This window comes from Nocardioides cavernae, from assembly GCF_016907475.1.
Lineage (GTDB): Bacteria > Actinomycetota > Actinomycetes > Propionibacteriales > Nocardioidaceae > Nocardioides > Nocardioides cavernae.
The window spans coordinates 2990786-3008072 of record NZ_JAFBCA010000001.1 but is presented as its reverse complement, the minus strand read 5'-3'; the positions used below and the strand labels follow the sequence as shown (position 1 = coordinate 3008072).

At 70.3% G+C, this 17287-nt stretch carries 10 protein-coding genes; 6 read left to right on the top strand and 4 right to left on the bottom strand.

What is annotated here, in order from left to right:
* The first annotated feature begins 107 nt into the window (after positions 1 to 107).
* From JOD65_RS14120 to JOD65_RS14110, 3 genes are all read left to right on the top strand, one after another.
* Positions 108 to 725 carry a PAS domain-containing protein gene (locus JOD65_RS14120; RefSeq protein ID WP_191195572.1) on the top strand — a complete coding sequence of 206 codons (618 nt, stop codon included), beginning with the start codon at positions 108 to 110 and terminating at the stop codon, positions 723 to 725.
* Positions 726 to 986: 261 nt separating this feature from the next.
* Positions 987 to 2402: an FAD-binding oxidoreductase gene (locus tag JOD65_RS14115; protein WP_191195571.1), complete on the top strand. Its 1416-nt coding sequence runs from the start codon at positions 987 to 989 to the stop codon at positions 2400 to 2402.
* A gap of 147 nt (positions 2403 to 2549) precedes the next feature.
* Positions 2550 to 5651: an ATP-binding protein gene (locus JOD65_RS14110; RefSeq protein ID WP_191195570.1), complete on the top strand. Its 3102-nt coding sequence runs from the start codon at positions 2550 to 2552 to the stop codon at positions 5649 to 5651.
* Between the two features lie 291 nt (positions 5652 to 5942).
* On the opposite strand, the gene JOD65_RS14105 is transcribed toward JOD65_RS14110, so the two are convergent.
* Positions 5943 to 6545, bottom strand: a complete 603-nt coding sequence (locus JOD65_RS14105; RefSeq protein ID WP_191195569.1) for a TMEM175 family protein — start codon at positions 6543 to 6545, stop codon at positions 5943 to 5945.
* Between the two features lie 212 nt (positions 6546 to 6757).
* Here JOD65_RS14105 and JOD65_RS14100 point away from each other — a divergent pair, with 212 nt between their 5' ends.
* From JOD65_RS14100 to JOD65_RS14090, 3 genes are read left to right on the top strand one after another with little or no spacing between them, the layout of a single operon-like run.
* A complete protein-coding gene (locus tag JOD65_RS14100; RefSeq protein WP_191195568.1) occupies positions 6758 to 9100 on the top strand; it encodes an arylsulfatase in 2343 nt (780 codons plus the stop codon).
* Between the two features lie 15 nt (positions 9101 to 9115).
* A complete protein-coding gene (locus JOD65_RS14095) occupies positions 9116 to 10075 on the top strand; it encodes an HAD family hydrolase (RefSeq protein ID WP_191195567.1) in 960 nt (319 codons plus the stop codon).
* The gene (locus tag JOD65_RS14090; RefSeq protein WP_224747743.1) at positions 10075 to 11808 is read left to right on the top strand and encodes a SulP family inorganic anion transporter; all 1734 of its coding nucleotides are present in this window, start codon (positions 10075 to 10077) and stop codon (positions 11806 to 11808) included. The genes JOD65_RS14095 and JOD65_RS14090 overlap by 1 nt, the downstream gene beginning before the upstream one ends.
* Positions 11809 to 12059: 251 nt before the next feature.
* Here JOD65_RS14090 and JOD65_RS24065 read toward each other — a convergent pair whose 3' ends face one another.
* From JOD65_RS24065 to JOD65_RS14075, 3 genes are all read right to left on the bottom strand, one after another.
* Positions 12060 to 12707, bottom strand: a complete 648-nt coding sequence (locus JOD65_RS24065; protein ID WP_191195566.1) for a LuxR C-terminal-related transcriptional regulator — start codon at positions 12705 to 12707, stop codon at positions 12060 to 12062.
* Between the two features lie 3 nt (positions 12708 to 12710).
* Positions 12711 to 13799 (bottom strand): hypothetical protein, encoded by a 1089-nt coding sequence (locus tag JOD65_RS14080; protein ID WP_191195565.1) that lies wholly within the window; start codon positions 13797 to 13799, stop codon positions 12711 to 12713.
* A gap of 143 nt (positions 13800 to 13942) precedes the next feature.
* Complete coding sequence (locus JOD65_RS14075; protein ID WP_191195564.1) at positions 13943 to 17287, bottom strand: phage tail protein; 3345 nt, start codon at positions 17285 to 17287, stop codon at positions 13943 to 13945.

The window sequence follows — 17287 nt, the reverse complement described above, 5'->3', positions numbered from 1 at the left end:
ATGAGTGAGGTGGTTGCGTGAACAACACCCCGGGGCTGGTGGCCCCTGGGTCCGTTGCACTCGCCTCAGTGGCTGCCTATCGTGGAAATTCGATCTGGAGGTGTGGCATGGGACTGGCTCACGCCGCCATCGACGGCATCGCCGACAGCCTGGCCTTCCGGGCCAGCGCGGCCCCCTACCTGCTCCTCGACGTGGACCTGCAGATCCGCGCCGCCAACGCGGCCTACCAGCGGGCGACCGACCACGCCGGCTCCGAGATGGTCGGCGAGGCGATGTTCGACGTGTTCCCCGACAACCCGCGCACGCCCGAGGTACGAGGTGTCCAGCTCCTCGGTGAGTCCTTCGAGCGCGCCCTCAGCACCGGCAGGGCAGACCGGATGGGGCTCCAGCGTTACGACGTCATCGCGGGAGGGGGTGACGGGTTCGTCCACAAGACCTGGCTCCCGATCAACTCCGTGATCCGCGACCAGGGCGGCCAGATCGTCGGGCTCCTGCACCACGTCGAGGACGTCACGCACCTGATGACCGCCACGGCGCTGGAGCTCGACCTCCTCGCCCCGCACGACGGCGCTCGTCCGCGTGCACTGGCCGGCACCCCGAGCCAGGTGGCAGCCATCCGGGAAGACCTGCGCGAACGCCGCGCCCGAGGCAGCCGGGCGGTCCAGGACTCGCACCGAGCACTCGAGCGGATGTCGCAGAGGATCGCGATCGACCCAGGCACGTGATCCCGGGCCTGCCGCCTGAGATCGACCCGGGCTGACCCTCGCCGCCTCCGCCTGCACCCGTGGCGACGGCCACCCGCCAGTCGACGCGCTCGGCGGCAGAACATCCGCGACACGCTCGAGCAAGCGGATCCGAACGCCGTCGGTGGGCGGCAAGTGATCGGTCAACGGACGGCAAGTGGGTGCCGACAGGCTCCGGACATCCGATCGGCGCGAGTCCCTGGCGCCCACCACGGAGCGCTCGCCCAACCGAAAGGCACTGCCATGACAGACCTCGACAACTCACCATCGCTCGCCGCCCTCCGGCCCCAGTCCTCCCAGGAGGACGCGGGCTCCGCGCTGCACGAGCTGCAGACCCTTCTGCCCGGACGCGTGCTGCTGCCGGAGCACGAGGGCTGGAACCTGGCCCGTCTGGGCTGGGCGGTCAACGTCGACCAACACCCGATCGCCGTGGTCACCGTGCACGGCCCGGAGGACGTGGTCGTCGCCGTCGGGTGTGCGGCCCGCCACGGCCTGAGCGTCTCGACCCAGCCGGTCGGCCACGGGGCCACGACCGCCCTCACGGGGACCGTCCTGCTGCGCACCGGCGCGCTCCAGGACCTCACCATCGACGTCGAGCGTCGCGTCGCCCGCGTGGGCGCCGGGGTCAAGTGGGGCACCCTGCTCGCCGCGCTGGAGCCGACCGGGCTGATGGCGCTGGCCGGAAGCAGCCCTGACCCGAGTGTCGTCGGGTTCACCCTCGGTGGCGGGCTCAGCTGGTTCAGCCGGGCCCTCGGGCTCACCGCGCACAGCGTCGTCGCCTTCGAGATCGTCGATGCCGCGGGGGTCCGTCGACGCGTCTCGCCCTCCACCGACCCGGATCTCTTCTGGGCGATGTGCGGTGGGGGCGGTGACTTCGGGGTCGTCCTGTTCGTCGAGATCATGCTCGACCACGTGGGGCCGATCGTCGGCGGCAGGATGCTGTGGCCGCTGGAGATGGCCCGGCCTGTCCTGCGCGCGTTCCGCCAGATCACGGCAGATGCGCCCGACGAGCTCACGCTGTGGGCACACCTGTTCAGGTTCCCGCCGATGCCGGAGCTCCCCGAGCTCCTGCGGGGGCGCTCCTTCGTGTCGGTGGACATGACGTTCCTCGGCTCTGAGACGGAAGCCAACCGGTTGCTCAGCCGACTGCGGCAGCTGCCTGCACAGGTCATCGACACGGTCGGCGTGGTCCCGCCGTCGCAGCTGGGCGGGATCGCCGCCGAGCCGGTCGACCCGATGCCGACCCAGGAGTACTCCGAGCTGCTGCGTGGCCTGGACGACGCGACGCTGGACCGGCTGGTCGATGCAGCCGGCGCCGGCGCCGACATCCCCGTGGCAGTTGTGCAGATCCGCCACCTCGGCGGTGCGCTCACCCGGGCCACCCCCGAGGACGGACCCAACGGGGCGATCGCGGAGGAGTACTCCGTGTTCTGCCTCGGGGTGCCGGTGGCTCCGGGCCTGCCGGAGGCTATCGAGGCGGCGTTCGCCGAGGTGCGGACGGCGTTGGCCGGGCAGCGGAGCGGACGGACACTGTTCAACTTCCTGGGCGCGGAGTCCGATCTCGGCTCCACCTTCTCCGCCACGTCCCGGGCGCGACTGCGCCGGGTCAAGGCCTCGACCGACCCGGCAGGCGTGTTCCGCAGCAACCGGCCCGTCTGACCGGGTCCGCCAGGTGGTCACCACACGTCGGGGGGCGTGTGGTGACCACCTCGGCGTTCCTTCGACGTACGTGCGGTACGAATCGGCTTCCTCCGGGACCCGAGCGACCCTAGTGTCTCGGTCTGTGCACCCCGATCGGAGCATCGCGTGACACCGGAGCTCGGCGCGGCACCCGCGCCGCAGACGCTCGTGCGCGTGCTCGGTCCCGTCTCAGCCACGGTCGACGATCGCCCGTGCGGCATCTCCTCGCCGCTGCAGCGCGGGTTGCTGGGACTGCTGGCAGCGGACGCCGGGCGGGTCGTGTCCGTCGACCGGCTGCTCACCGAGCTGTGGGGGGACTCGACGTCCGAGTCCGCGCTCTCGTCGTTGCAGGTGTGCGTGTCCCGCCTGCGCCGCGCACTCGGCGACACCGCCAGCGGTGACAGCGTCGAGCCCCCGTCGGTCCGGGTGACGCGTCGTGCGCCCGGGTACGTGCTCGAGCTGCCCGAGGGCGCCCTCGACGCTTGGCGCCTCACGCGGTTGGCCGACGCGGCTCGCGCCCGGGTGACCACTGATCCCGGCGCCGCCCTCGAGCTGCTCGACGAGGGCCTGTCCCTGGTGACGGGAGAGCCGCTGAGCGACGTGGTCGACGCGCTCGGGCCGGTGGCAGCCGCCGAGGCGCAGCGGCTCGCCGACCTGGTGCTGCGTGCCCGGGAGACCCGGGTGGAGGCCCTGCTCGGCGTCGGTCGGGCTCCGGATGCGGCCACTGCGGCGGAGCACCTGCTCGTCGGCGAGCCGCTGCGGGAGAGCCTCCACGCCCTGCGGCTGCTGGCGCTCTACCGGAGCGGTCGCCAGACCGACGCCCTGGCCGCCTACCAAGCACTGCGCGACCAGCTCTCCGAGGACGTGGGGGTGGATCCCGGTCCCGCGCTTCGACGCCTGCATGCCCAGCTCCTGCAGCAGGACCCGACGCTGGACTGGTCCCCGCCGCGGACCGCAGCCGTCGTCGAGGGTGCGCCGGCCGGTCCGCCTGACGCCGTGGGAGCGACCGGACCGGCGGGTAGGCACCCGCTCCTCGGTCGGGACGCCGAGGTCGACGTCCTCGAGAGGGCCGTTCGTCGCAGCGCGCAGGGCCACGGTGCGGTCTGGGTGGTGTCGGGCGAGGCCGGGATCGGGAAGACCCGGTTGGCGGAGGAGGTCGCCGCGAGGACCCGGGCTGCCGGCACGGTGGTGGCCGTCGGGCGGACCAACGAGACGAGCGACGGCACGCCCTACTGGCCGTGGGCCCAGGTCCTTCGCAACCTGCCGGGCATCCCCGGTGACGGTCCGGCTGGTGTCGTGATGGGCAGGGCCGGGATGGCCGAGGGGTCCAACCTCACACAGGCGGCCCTGCACGACGCGGTGGCGGACCTCCTCGTCGGCGAGGCGCGCCGGTCCGGCCCGCTGCTGGTCGTGCTCGAGGACCTCCACTGGGCCGACGAGGCCAGCCTGTTGTTCCTGTCGACGCTGGCCGGGCTGGTCGGTGACGCCCCGATCGTGCTGCTGTGCACCTACCGGGTCGAGGACGCAGTGCCGGCAGGAGCGTTCGGCTCGATGCTCGCGCGGCTCGCGCGGACGCCGGCCACCGAACGCCTCCGGATGTCCGGACTTCCAGAGGAGGCGTCGCGAGACCTGCTCGCCGTACGTCTCGGCTGGCAGCCCGACGAGGCCCTGGCCGCCCGGGCCGCCGCGCGCACGGGCGGCAACCCGTTCTTCCTCCAGGAGCTCGCCCGTCTGGTCCGGGACTCCACCCACCCGCACCTGGCGTGGGACGACATCCCCGAGACGGTCCACGACGTCCTCACCCATCGACTGAGCCGGCTGCCGATCCAGGCCCGGCGGTTGCTCGACGTCGCAGCGGTGGTGGGGCGGGACTGCGAGCTCGGCCTGCTCGAGGTGGTCTCGGGTCTGCCCCCGGACGACGTCGACGCCGGGCTGGCCGCGGCGGTGGCGTCCGGGCTGACTGTCGAGGTCGGCTCACCCGCCCCGGTCCTCCACTTCCAGCACGCGCTGATCCGTGAGGCGCTGTACGCGCAGCTGGGCGCCCGAGCACGGATGCGCCTCCACGCGGCCGTCGGCAGAGCGATGTCGGCGCGCCCTGGGGTGGACGTCGACGACCTCGTCCACCAGCTCATGGCGGGGGGCGACCTCGTCGAACCAGCGCTCGTCGTCTCCACCGCGACCCAGGCTGTCGACCGGGCGATGACGCAGCTGGCCTTCGACCACGCCGACGAGCTCATCGACCAGTCCCTCGGCCTGCTCGAGAGGGTGCCGGCAGGCGCCGGGCGCGACGGCCTCGAGCTGGCCCTGCAGGCGCGCCGCGGGACGCTTGCGATGACCCGGCTCGGACTCGGAGCGCCCGAGGCCGGCGCCGCACTCGAACGTGCCCTCGAGCTCGCGCTCGGGCTGGAACCCGGGCCGGACGTGTACGCGGCGATCTACCGCCGCTACCTGTGGCTGCTCATGGCGGGCGACTTCGCCGCCGTCCAGCGGCTCGCCGACGTCGTACTGGCGCACGCAGCAGCGGCACGAGGTCCGGAAGCCGCCGATCGCTTCACCCTCCTGGGCCGTCTCGCCCGCGGCTCGGTCCTCTGGTGCCTCGGCGACGCCGAGCCCGCCGTGCACGAGCTCGAGCGTGCTCTGCGGCTCGCGCAAGGAGCCGGGGTCGGCGTGCTCGTCATGGCCTTCGGGGACCCGGCCGTGCGCATCCGGATGTTCCTGTGCCACGCGCTCGCCGAGGCAGGACGCCGGGACGAGGCGATCGCCGTCGCCGACGAGATGGTGCACCAGGCGCACCTCTCGGGACCGGCGGACGAGAGCGACGCCCTCGCCACCCGCGGGATGATGTACGCCGCGTTCGAAGAGCCCCACAAGGCCCACGACGACGGCATCGAGGGCGCGAGGCTGGGGCGACTCGCCGGGGCCGACCTGCTCACGCACTTTGCTGCGCTCAACGAGAGCTGGGGCGATGCGATCGCCGACGCCACCCACGCATCCGACGCAGTGGAGGTCGCTCGTTCCGCAGCGGAGGGATACCGCGCGACGGGCACCCGGATGCACGACCCGATCGTCTACGCCATGCTGGCCGAGGCCGAGGCAGCCACCGGCAACTCGGACCGGGCAGCGAAGGCCGCCGAAGCCGGTCTGGACGCCCTCGCGCGCACCGGCAGCCGGTTGTGGCGTGAGCGGCTCGAGCGGGCCGCGGACGCCGCTCCGTCCACGACCTCCTGAGAACACAGCCGGCTCATGCCAGCGGTCTCCATCCCGCCGCGATGGCCAGTCGGTAGCGGTCGCGACGCGGGGCGTCACACGATGCCTGGATGATCTCGTGACGTCGCAGGGCGTGGGTACGGATCAGTCGCGAGGACAGGTCGGTTCGGGTGATGCGGAAGCTGGACATGGCAGCTGCTCCTGTGGTGGTCCGGCAGTGCCCCGGTCGGGGCACGACACCAGAGGACGCCCAGACGCTTGCGCCGTACTTGCCGTGTGCTTGCCGACCGGCCAGCGGTCAGGTCGATGACCTCAGGTACGCAGCCGGCGCCAGGCCCGCGCGGCTGGGTCGGCGGCGAGGAGCAGCAACAAGGGTGCGTAGCTGGTCGCGGGCACCACGAGCGTGATGACCAGGGCCGCCGCGAGCATCGCCACGTTGGCGGCGCCGTTGACCGGGTCGGCATCGTCGTCGCCGTCGGTGAGCCCGGGATGGCGGGCCAGCCTGGCCTCGACGAGGGTGAGTATCGCCGTGGACAGCACCATCGACCCGATGTAGAGGAGCTTGGTGGTGGAGTCGTCGGGAGTCTCGGCCACCAGTGCGGTCGGGAAGGGAAGGAACACGATCGTCAGCGCCCAGAGCAGGAGCAGACGAGCGAGACGCCGGTCGTAGCCGACCACGTGCCGCACCGAGTCATGCTGGACGAACCACAATCTCGCGATGACCGCGAAGCTCAGCAGGAACGCCCAGACCTCGGCCTGGTTCTCGCGGAGCAGCGCGTTCACGCTGTCGTAGTCGTCGATCTCCGCCGTGAGCTCCACGAGGGGCAGCACGAGCAGCGTGATCGCGATTGCGACCATCGCATCGATGAAGGCAACGAGCCGTTCGAAGCCGCGGTCACGCTCGGGTTCGGCCACGGCCGCATCGTACTGACGACCGCTCCCCTGAGCACTCGCGAACGTGTCGGACCACCACGCGCTTCACCCTGGTCGGGTGATGCGGGGGCTCCGCTGGCCCGTGCACGGTCGTCGTGTTCGTCAGCCGTCCCGCCGTGATTGCGTGCAGCCCGTTGCCGGTGCCCGCGTCGGGACCATGGCACCGGCTGTTCTCGGAGAGTGAGGGCGACATCGTGGCAAAGCCTTTCAAGGGTGTGGTCAATCTCGACATCACCAAGTCGACTCCAGACTGGGAGCCATTCGCGCAACCGGTCGCTCCGGACGGGTCGCCGAACGTGCTCTACATCGTGCTCGACGACGTCGGCTTCTCGGCGATGCAGCCGTACGGAGGGCTGATTGAGACGCCCAACATCAACAGGATCGCCGAGCGCGGACTCACCTATACCAACTTCCACACCACGGCGCTCTGCTCCCCGACCCGGTCGTCCCTGCTCACCGGCCGCAACCACACCACGAACAGCATGGCCAGCATCACCGAGGCTGCTGCCGGCTTCCCCAACTCCAGCGGGCACATCCCCTTCGAGTGCGGCAACATCGCCGAGGTCCTCGGCGAGCGTGGCTGGAACACCTACATGGTGGGCAAGTGGCACCTGTGCCCCGAGGACGAGATGAACTTGGCCTCCACGCGTCGGCAGTGGCCGCTCGGTCGCGGGTTCGAGCGGTTCTACGGCTTCCTCGGAGCGGAGACCAACCAGTGGTACCCCGACCTGGTGCACGACAACCACCCGGTCGACCAACCGGCGAGCCCCGAGGAGGGCTATCACTTCGGCACCGACATCACCGACCGCGCGCTCGCCTTCATCCGGGACGCCAAGGCCGTCGCTCCCGACAAGCCCTTCCTCCTGTACTACTGCCCCGGCGCGTGCCATGCCCCGCACCACGCCCCTCAGGAATGGTCGGACCGTTACCGGGGCAAGTTCGACATGGGCTACGAGATGTACCGGGAGCAGGTCTTCCAGCGGCAGAAGACGCTGGGGATCCTCCCCGAGCACGCCGAGCTCTCCCCGATCAACCCCTATGTCGACCAGACGAGCAAGGACGGCAAGACCTGGCCCGAGCTCGACACGGTGCGCCCCTGGGAATCCCTGACCGACGACGAGAAGCGGCTCTTCGCGCGGATGGCCGAGGTGTATGCGGGCTTCCTGAGCCACGCTGACCACGAGATCGGGCGCCTGCTCGACTACCTGGAGCAGAGCGGCCAGCTCGACAACACCCTGATCGTGCTGGTCTCCGACAACGGCGCCTCGGGCGAGGGCGGACCGAACGGCTCGGTCAACGAGAACAAGCTCTTCAACGGACTCCCCGACAAGATCGAGGAGAACCTCGACCACCTGGACGTGCTGGGCACCCCGCTGACCTACAACCACTACCCCACCGGTTGGGCGTGGGCCTTCAACACCCCGTTCAAGATGTGGAAGCGCTACGCCAACTACGAGGGCGGCACGGCGGATCCGATGATCGTCTCCTGGCCGGAGCGGATCACCGAGCACGGTGTGCGCACCCAGTACACGCACGCGGTCGACATCGTCCCGACGGTCTACGAAGCCTTCGGCATCGAGGTCCCGGAGACGCTGAAGGGCTACACCCAGTTCCCGGTGGAGGGTGTCAGCTTCGTCGCGAGCTTCGATGATCCCGCGGCGAAGACGGGCAAGCAGACGCAGTTCTACTCGATGGGCGGCACCCGCGCCATCTGGAACGACGGCTGGAAGGCGGCGGCTTTGTCGCCCGCGGCCCCGGACTGCTGGGCTGACTACCCCAGCCAGCAGTGGGAGCTCTTCAACACCGACCTCGATCCCACGGAGTGTCACGACGTCGCAGACGAGCACCCCGACAAGCTCCGGGAGCTGATCGACCTGTGGTGGATCCAGGCAGGCATGTACAACGCCCTTCCCCTGGAGAACCGCGGGGCGGTGGAGATCCTCACCACCGAGCGGCCGCAGATCGCCAAGCCGCGCAATCGCTACGTCTACTACCCCGGGTGCGCCGAGGTGCCCGAGTCGGTGGCCCCCAACACCCGGAACCGCTCGTACACCGTCGCGGTCGAGGCCGACATCGAGACCGATGAGGCGTCCGGCGTGCTCTTCTCGCACGGCGCGCGATTCGGTGGCCACGCGCTCTACGTCAAGGACGGCAGGCTCAAGTACGTCTACAACTGGGTCGGCATGTTCGAGCAGATCGTCGAGTCGGACGTGCCGATCACGACCGGCCCCGCCGTCTTCTCGGCGAGCTTCGAACGCGACGGCGACACGATGCCTGCAGAAGGCACCCTCACGCTGCACATCGGGGACACCAAGGTCGGGGAGGGTCGGATCAGGACCCAGCCCGGCAGGTTCTCGATCGCGGGCGAGGGCCTCAACATCGGCAGGGACAGCGGGGAGCCGATCACCGACGACTACCCGGGACAGTCGCCCTGGACGTTCGTGGGCGGCACGATCCACAAGGCGGTGGTCGACGTCAGCGGTGCGCCGTTCGTCGACCTCGCCCAGGAGGCCGCGATGGCCTTCGCCCGCGACTGACCGGGGACGGTGTCGATGACGACCGGCCTGAGCACCTGGAAGGACGGACCCACGACGGCCACCATTGTCGACTTCGTGGCTGGCGTGAGCGACCCCGGCGGACCTGACTTCGTCGAACCGGCAGACCGCGTCGCGGTCTTCGACAACGACGGCACCCTGTGGTGCGAGAAACCGATGCCGATCCAGCTCGACTTCACCGTACGTCGCCTCGCCGAGATGGCAGCAGACGATCCCACACTGCAGCAGCAGCAACCGTGGAAGGCCGCCCACGAGCACGACCTGCACTGGATGGGTGCGGCCATGGTCAAGCACTACCACGGCGACGACGAGGACCTCCGCGCCCTCATGGGGGCGGTGACGCGAGCGTTCGACACCGTCACGGTCGAGGAGTACGACGCCCGCGTGCGGGAGTTCTTCCTCAAGGCGGATCACCCGACGCTGGGACGCAGCTACCGGTCGTGCGCCTTCTCTCCCATGGTGGAGCTCCTGCGCTACCTGGAGGCACACGGGTTCACCAGCTACATCGCGTCGGGTGGCGACAGGGATTTCATGCGACCGGTCGCCAGCGAGCTCTACGGGGTGCCGCCGGAACGGGTGATCGGGAGCGCCCTGGGCCTCACCTACGCGGAGGCGAACGGCGCGACCAGCCTGGTCTACAAGGCGGCCATGGAGTTCTTCGACGACGGGCCCGAGAAGCCGATCCGGATCTGGAGCCGGATCGGTCGCCGGCCGATCCTGTCGGTCGGCAACTCGAACGGCGACGTGCCGATGCTGACGTTCTCCGAGTCCCCCGGTCGCCCTGCGCTCCGCCTGCTCGTGCGTCACGACGACGCGGAGCGTGAGTTCGCCTACGACGCGGGATCGGAGGATGCGCTGGTCGGCGCCGAGAAGCAGCGGTGGACCGTGGTCAGCATGAGGAACGACTGGGTCGAGGTGTTCGGCGACGAAGCGAGCTCCGCCGTCAGCGACCGCTGATGCCACCCACGGCGGAGGGCGGTCGGCCGGCACTCTTCGCCGGCATGGCCGGCTACCAGCGGAGCTGGCTGCGCGGGGACCTGGTCGCAGGGCTCACCGTGTGGGCCGTGCTCGTCCCCGAGTCGCTCGCCTACGCCACGATCGCGGGGGTGCCGCCGGTGGTCGGCCTCTATGCCGCGGTGCCGTCCCTGGTGCTCTACGCCGCTCTCGGGTCCTCACGACACCTGGTCGTCGCGTCCATGTCCGCCACCGCAGCACTGTCGGCGAGCATCGTCGCGCTCTACGCCGAGGCCGGGCAGGACAGCTACGTGGCCCTGACGACGGCACTCGCGATCACCACGGGGGTGGTGGCGCTGCTGGCCGGCGTGCTGCGCCTCGGGTTCCTGGCCTCCTTCATCTCCGAGCCGGTCCTCAAGGGCTTCATCGTCGGTCTGGCGCTCACCATCATCGCCGGGCAGCTGCCGAAGCTCTTCGGGGTGCCCAAGGGCGGCGAGGACTTCTTCTCCCAGATCGTCCACCTGGTCGAGAGCCTGGGCGACACCCAGTGGCGGGACCTGCTGGTGGGGGTGCTCAGCCTGGTCGTGGTGCTCGGGCTGCGGCGATGGCTCCCGCTCGTCCCCGGATCGTTGGTGGCGGTGCTGCTGGGCGTGGCTGTCGTGTCGGTGCTGGGGCTGGCCGACGAGGGCGTCGCCATCGTCGGGGAGATCGACTCCGGGCTGCCCGCAGTCGGTCTCCCGGACGTCGGGCTGCACGACTACCTGGTCCTTGTCGGCGCCTCCGTCGGGGTGATGCTCATCGGCTTCGCCGAGGGGCTCGGCGCTGCCAAGACGTACGCCGCGCGGGCCGGCTACGACATCGACGCCAACCGTGAGCTCATCGGCCTGGGCGCAGCCAACCTCGGCAGCGGCCTCGCCTCGGGCATGGTCGTCAACGGCAGCCTCTCCAAGACCGCGGTCAACGGCGGTGCCGGCGCACGCAGCCAGGTCTCCGGGCTGTTCGTCGCCGGGCTCACGGTCATCACGCTCCTCTTCCTCACCGGGCTCTTCGAGAACCTGCCGGAGGCCACCCTCGCCGCGGTCGTCATCGCGGCGGTGATCGAGCTGGTCGACGTCCCCGCCCTGGCCCGGCTCTACCGTGTGTGGTCGGGCCGGCTCGGCGGGATCTACGGGTGGGCGGCCCGCGCCGACTTCCTCGCGGCGCTCGCCGCCCTCCTCGGCGTCCTCGTCTTCGACACGCTGCCCGGCCTCTTCATCGGGATCGGCGTCTCCGTCGTCCTGCTGCTCTACCGGGCATCGGTCGCCCGCGTCAGCACGCTCGTGAAGCTCACCCCCGCCCGGGACGGCCTGCCGGTGGTGTGGGTGGACTCCGACCGGCACCCAGACCTCCCGACCCTCCCGGGGGTGCTGGTCGCCAGGGTGGAGTCGGGCCTGTTCTTCGCCAACGCAGACCACGTCCGAGACACCGTGCGGCGCCGACTCACCGACGACACGCGGCTCGTGGTCCTCGACGCCGAGACCTCCCCCACCATCGACGTGACCGCCACCGCGATGCTGGCCCAGCTCGCGAACGACCTCCGGCGCGACGGCATCGAGCTCCGGATCGCGCACGGCATCGGCCAGACCCGCGACGTCCTTCGGCGAGCAGGCAAGGACAGCGGCGTCCTGCAAAGGATCTACCCGAGCGTGGACGACGCCGTCGCCGACCCCACGGACGGAGCGCCCCGCGAGCCATGAGCATGCGGCCGGCGGAGTGGACGACGAGTGCACTCGTGCCATGAACGGGCCACTCTCCCGGGCGACCGGACTCTTGCTCCGTCATGAGTGAGACGGTGGGTTTCTGACCGGACAAGTGGTGAGTAGGTGCGGCACACTCACCCCCGTTCTTGCCGCGTGTGCGTCGTCGCCGGGCTTGGACCGTCGCCGTGAACTCCGCCCTGTCCCGGCCCTGCCTGCCGTTCGTGGGTATGCGCACGAGTCGCCGAGCTTCACGCCGAACGCAGAAGCCACGGCTTCTTGCGAACGAGCTCGCCGACCTGGGCACGACGCGTGAGCTCCAGCTTCGAGAGCACGGCGTGCACGTGGTGCTTCACGGTTGCCACGCTGAGATGAAGCTCGGTCGCGATCTCCTTGTTCGTGTAGCCCTGCTCGAGGAGCCGGACGGTCTCGGCCTCGCGCCGGGTGAGCAACTCGACCGCCTCGACGACTCCGCTCGACTCGCGCCGGCGGCGGAGCTCGTCGACCAGCGACCTCGTCACCTTCGAGTCGCAGGACGTCTCGCCGCGAAGGGCCATCGCAAGCACCCCGACGAGCTCGTCCAGGGTGGAGTCGCGCGGCACCCACGCCACCAGGCCGGAGTCGACGTACGCGATCACGTCGTCGGCGTTCGGCGAGGCGGTGAGTGCGACCACCGGCACCTCGACCAGCTGGTCCGTCAGGGCCCGCACCGCCGTGAGTGCTCCGCCCGCGGTGATGTCGTACAGCACGATGTCGACCTCAGAGCCACGTGCGGTCCCGGCGACGGCCAGGGCGTCGTGGACGACCACCACGCCGTCGACCAGCTCCTCGCGCCGCAGGCACGCGCCGACGGCCTCGCCGAACAGCTGGCCCGTCGCGTAGAGCAGGACGCGGGCCACGGCTCAACTCTGCGTCGTCGTCGGATCGCCGGACGGCGGTCCGCCCTCACCGGTCGGGGGGGCCTGCTGAGTCGGCGGGTGCTGCTCGGTCGGTGACGGGTCTCCCTTCCCGCCCTCCCCTCCGTAGGGGTCCGGCTCCGGTTCGGGTGTCGGCTCCGGCTCGGGCTCCGGCTCGGGCTCCGGCTCGGGCACGTCAGGGCATGGGTCGAGCTCGTCGACCTCCTCCATGTCGTCAGCGGGGGGCTGGGTCGGCTCCTTCTGCTTGGCGCAGCGGAGCACCTCGTCGATGAGCGCGCTCTCGGCATCCGTGCCCTGGGCCTGCTCGTCCGCGAGCTGCGCCTTCTTCTCGAGGAAGGCGATGGCACCCGCCACGCACACGTCCCACGTGTAGAGCGTGAAGAGCTCGTCGAGGAGGTCGTAGATCCGACAGACGAACGTCGTGGGATCGGTGAGCTGGTGCCGGAGCTCGACGTAGGCCAGGCGGTAGTGCAGCTGCATGACGAAGGCGCGTTCGGGCTCGATCGTCTTGTCGCAGATCCTGGTGTTGAGCTCCTTGACCTTCGCAGCCAGCAGGTCGACCTTCGCCTTGATGCCCGACGGCAGCCCGGCCAGCTCGTCGAGGGCACGCTTGCGCGCGTCGATCGCCTTGGTGATCCCGGTCTGCGCGGTGCGCAGCGCCTCGAGGTCGTCGGGATCCCGCTCGTCAGCCATCGGGCACGGGTCGTCCGGCATCGGGAGCGGCGACGAGCCACCGGGCGTCTTCTCCCACTTGCAGAAGCAGTCGACGAGGTCGTCCTGGTCGGTGACCAGGCACTCGACGGTCTTCCTGATCGCCTTCAGGTCCTCGAGCAGCTGGACGAGCGCGGGCATCTGCGCGGCCTTCGCATCCTCGTAGGCGACCTGGATGCCCGTGATCGCGACCATGCGCGCCTTCATGTCCTCGAACGCCTTCTTGCGCCGCTCGGTCACCGCGACGTCGTAGGCGTTGAAGCACTGCAACGTGACGTACGCCGCGGTCGGATCCGTGCAGGTCTGGCCCGCACCGCCGGTCGGCGCCTGGGTACTGGTTCCGGAACTGCCCTCAGTGGCCATGGACCCACCTCTCCACTCGCGCCGGCTCGGCGCACCCGGCCTTCGAGGCTTCCAGCGCCCCGTCACGCCACCGTCGCCGCGCCGTCACCGACCGGGATGTTCCAGCCACGCCGGGGAGTGGTACCCCGGCAAGGCCCGTGCCTCTATGGACGAGGCGCTTTTCGAGATTCGCTGAAGAACTGGCCGAGCGTGTAGTCCATCTCGGCTCGACCCTCCTCCAGGTGCGCTCTCACCAAGGCGGAGTACTCAGAGGACCCCGGTTTGAGGCCTCGCCGCTCAATCTTCGCGTCGAGCGATCGGTACACCCGGTTCCACACGGTGCGGATCTTGGAGTTGTGTAGCTGCCGCCTGCCCCCCTGCTCGGGGGGAATCCCTCTCATGTTTGAACTCGCGTTGAGTTCACTCGCGGTGAAGACGCCTGGATAGCGATCCAGGACCGTCAGCTCGATGGCGTGATGGACCTGTCCCCCCGGATCAACGCCCAGACGGGCGGCGTGACCTGGCTGGTCCGGGTCAAACTCGGACCGAGCCTCCTGCCCGAGTCCGGTTGGTGCCGCCCGTCGGAGCGGGCCTGCTCGTCGGGGCGCGTCTGTGGACTCCTGTTCTTCAACAATCCCGCGCTCGACCATCTCGTCCACCTCAGGGTCCACACCCGCCATCGGCAGTTGAGCGCTCGTCGATACAACTGAGGCAACCACGCGGAACCCCCACGAACGGCCTTCCGCAACCACGTCGACGCTCTTGAACACGGGATGGGCAACTTGCACATCCCTCGCGATCTCCTCAGCCACCTCTCGCGTCGCGCCTCTGCCCGCGTACCTGTTGACAGCGTCTTGCAGTGAGGCAAGGCCGCCATTCACTGCAAGCTTGTGATCTTCGTCGCCTTCCTTGGGTCCGTCGTCCTTCCCGATCCCCAGCAGCTTGCCCGCCGCCTTGACGAGGTCGACGGCCTTGCCGATGAGCCACCGGATGGCCTCCTCGACGGGCTTGCGGATCTTCTTGATGAAGGCGGAGATGGTCTCGCTGAGGTCGCCGAGACCGAGGAGGTCGGCCAGGAAGCCGATGGCGACCGGGATCGCCCGGGCAAGGGCGTCCTCCACCCGTTGCGCGGCCGCGCCGAGCGAACCCTTGGCGATCGCACCGATGGAAGCGGTCACAGCCTTGACGAGGTCGGCGATCTGCTGCGCCTTCTCGACGAAGAACATGACGATGTCGTAGATGGCCATGCACGCCTTGATGAACGCGCCGGCGGGCGTCAGGAGCCCGATGATCCACTTGATGCCGGCCTCGACCACGTTGGTGATCAGCCAGCTCTGGATCTCCTCGAGCAGCATCGACTTCAGGTCGGTGAGCTTCTCCTTGATCCACTCCCACAGGCCCGCCGGCCCCTCCCGGACGAGCACGATGACCGGCTCGGCGAACATCTCGAGTGCGCGGACGATCGGCTCGCCGACCATCTCCACGGCGATGCGGCGGATGTTCTGCCACGTCAGCCCGAGGATCTGCAGGACCAGTCCCAGGATGCCTTGGAGGTCGAACTTCGCCGGCATCTGGATGCCGGCACCGGCGACGGCTCCGAAGATCCAGTCGAGCAGGCCCTTCTCGAGGTGCTCGACGATGTGGTCCTTGAAGTTGGTGACCCCCTGCATCACCGCCTCGATGAGGTTGGAGAGGAAGCCGATCGGGTCCTCGATGATCAGCGTGATCACCGATGCCGCCTCGGCGAGCGCCGAGAGCAGCATGTCCTTGAACTCGAGGATCTTCTTGATCAGCCCGACCGTGGCGTCGTATACGCGCTGCCACAGCGACTTGTTCTCCTCGCGCAGCCGGTTCTCCGTCTCGGACATGCGCTGGTAGGAGTCGCGGTACTGCTGGGTCAGGCGCTGGACGAGACTGTCCCGCCGTTCGTCGATCGACGACTCCAGCGCGTCGAAGTCGGCGCTGACCAGTTGACGGGCCTCCTCGCCGGCCGAACGCAGGCTCTCGTCGAGGCCGGCGACGTACGAGTCAAGCTCGGCGCGTCCGGCTGCCACGCGTTGTTTCGCGGCGGCCAGCCTGCTCTCGACCAAGGTCGCGACCTCGTCGATGGCCCGGCCGACGCGCGCGAGATAGGCCGCGCGACCGGTCGCCAGGGAGTCCTCGATGAGTCGCTCCCAGTCGTCCCCCCACTCGGTGAGCCAGTTGCCGACGCCGCCCTTGGCCTCCTCGAAGGCGTCCTCGTACGCCGCTTCGGCCTCGCGCAGCCCGACGTCGAAGATCGCGACGGCGGCAGCATCCATCGCGGTGAGAATGACGTCCACGTCGGTCCGGGTCGCCTCCTTGATGGCGGTCACCCGCTCCGTGACGAGGCGGCGCTGCTGCGACTGGTTCGTGCTCGTGGACTGCTGCTCCCCGACGACCTGTCCGATGAGGTCGAGCCGTTGCGCGCGCATCCCGGCGAGGCCGCCGCCGAGCCGCTCCTGGGCCTGCGCCCGCGACTCCCCTCGCACCGCCGCTTCGTTCTCCCGGTACTGGTTCCCAGCGGCGGCCTCGTGCGTCTCGGCCGTCGACCGTGCCTCGAGCGCTGGCGCGAACTCGGGATCGTTGCCGCGCTGGAGCTGCTCGGTGCTCACCCCGGCCTCGGCCATGGCCTGGTCCGTCGCCGACCGGTCCGAGGAGTAGTCCAGGCGCTCGGCCGGAAGCGGCGCCGGGACGACGGCGTCCGGCCCGACCGGGTCGGGGGCGGGACCGGGTGCCTCGGGCACGAGTGCGGGCGCCGGCGTACCGGCCGCTGGATCGGGCGCCGCCTCGGCCTGGGCCGTGGACCGCAGGGGGCCGGCCGCCTCTTCCCGCTGGATGCCGAGCTGTGCGTTGATCCGAGCGCTCGCGTCGGTCGCCCCCTGGGCCATGACACGATCGGCCTCGTCCTCGGTCTTCGGCTTAGGTGTGGCCTCGTCGATGGCCAGGCGCAGCGCTTCCTTGAAGGACTGGCGGGGCACCTCGCCAGCCGGCACGGAGTCGATGGCGTCGACCGTGCGCTCGGCGGTGGAGCGCTGTTGCTCGACCGCGGGCTGGCGCGCCGACGCGCTGGCGCTGGCCACCGGCGTCTCGGCAGGCGGATGGGCCCGCTGTCGGCGCGCGCGATCGGCCACGGCCTGCGCCACCGGCGCCACCGCCTCCTCCGGCGTCGGCACCGCAACCACCTCGGTCCCTTCCGGAGCCGGGGTGCCTCCGGGGGCAGCGGTCGTTGCGGCGTCGGACGTCGGGGTCGGGGGCGCGACAGGTGGCGCCGCCGCTGGTACGTCGTCGGCCGGAGCGAGCGTGGTCGCGCCCGAGGCGTCCGCCACCGGCGTGCGATCGTCGACTGCCCCGGGAGCGGACGGCTCGCCGACCGTCTCCGCCATCCCTGGTGGCGTGCCCGCGATCAGCTCGAGAGGAGCGACGACCGCGGGCGCGGCCTCGGGACCGCGTACGGGTTCCGGCGGGGTCGGCTCGGCCAGCGGAGCCAT

Excerpts from the sequence above, each read along its gene's own strand:
- JOD65_RS14120 (WP_191195572.1), top strand. The coding sequence starts at position 108 with ATGGGACTGGCTCACGCCGCCATCGACGGCATCGCCGACAGCCTGGCC.
- JOD65_RS14115 (WP_191195571.1), top strand. The coding sequence starts at position 987 with ATGACAGACCTCGACAACTCACCATCGCTCGCCGCCCTCCGGCCCCAG.
- JOD65_RS14095 (WP_191195567.1), top strand. The coding sequence starts at position 9,116 with ATGACGACCGGCCTGAGCACCTGGAAGGACGGACCCACGACGGCCACC.
- JOD65_RS14090 (WP_224747743.1), top strand. The coding sequence starts at position 10,075 with ATGCCACCCACGGCGGAGGGCGGTCGGCCGGCACTCTTCGCCGGCATG.
- JOD65_RS14080 (WP_191195565.1), bottom strand. The coding sequence starts at position 13,799 with ATGGCCACTGAGGGCAGTTCCGGAACCAGTACCCAGGCGCCGACCGGC.
- JOD65_RS14075 (WP_191195564.1), bottom strand. The coding sequence starts at position 17,287 with ATGGCTCCGCTGGCCGAGCCGACCCCGCCGGAACCCGTACGCGGTCCC.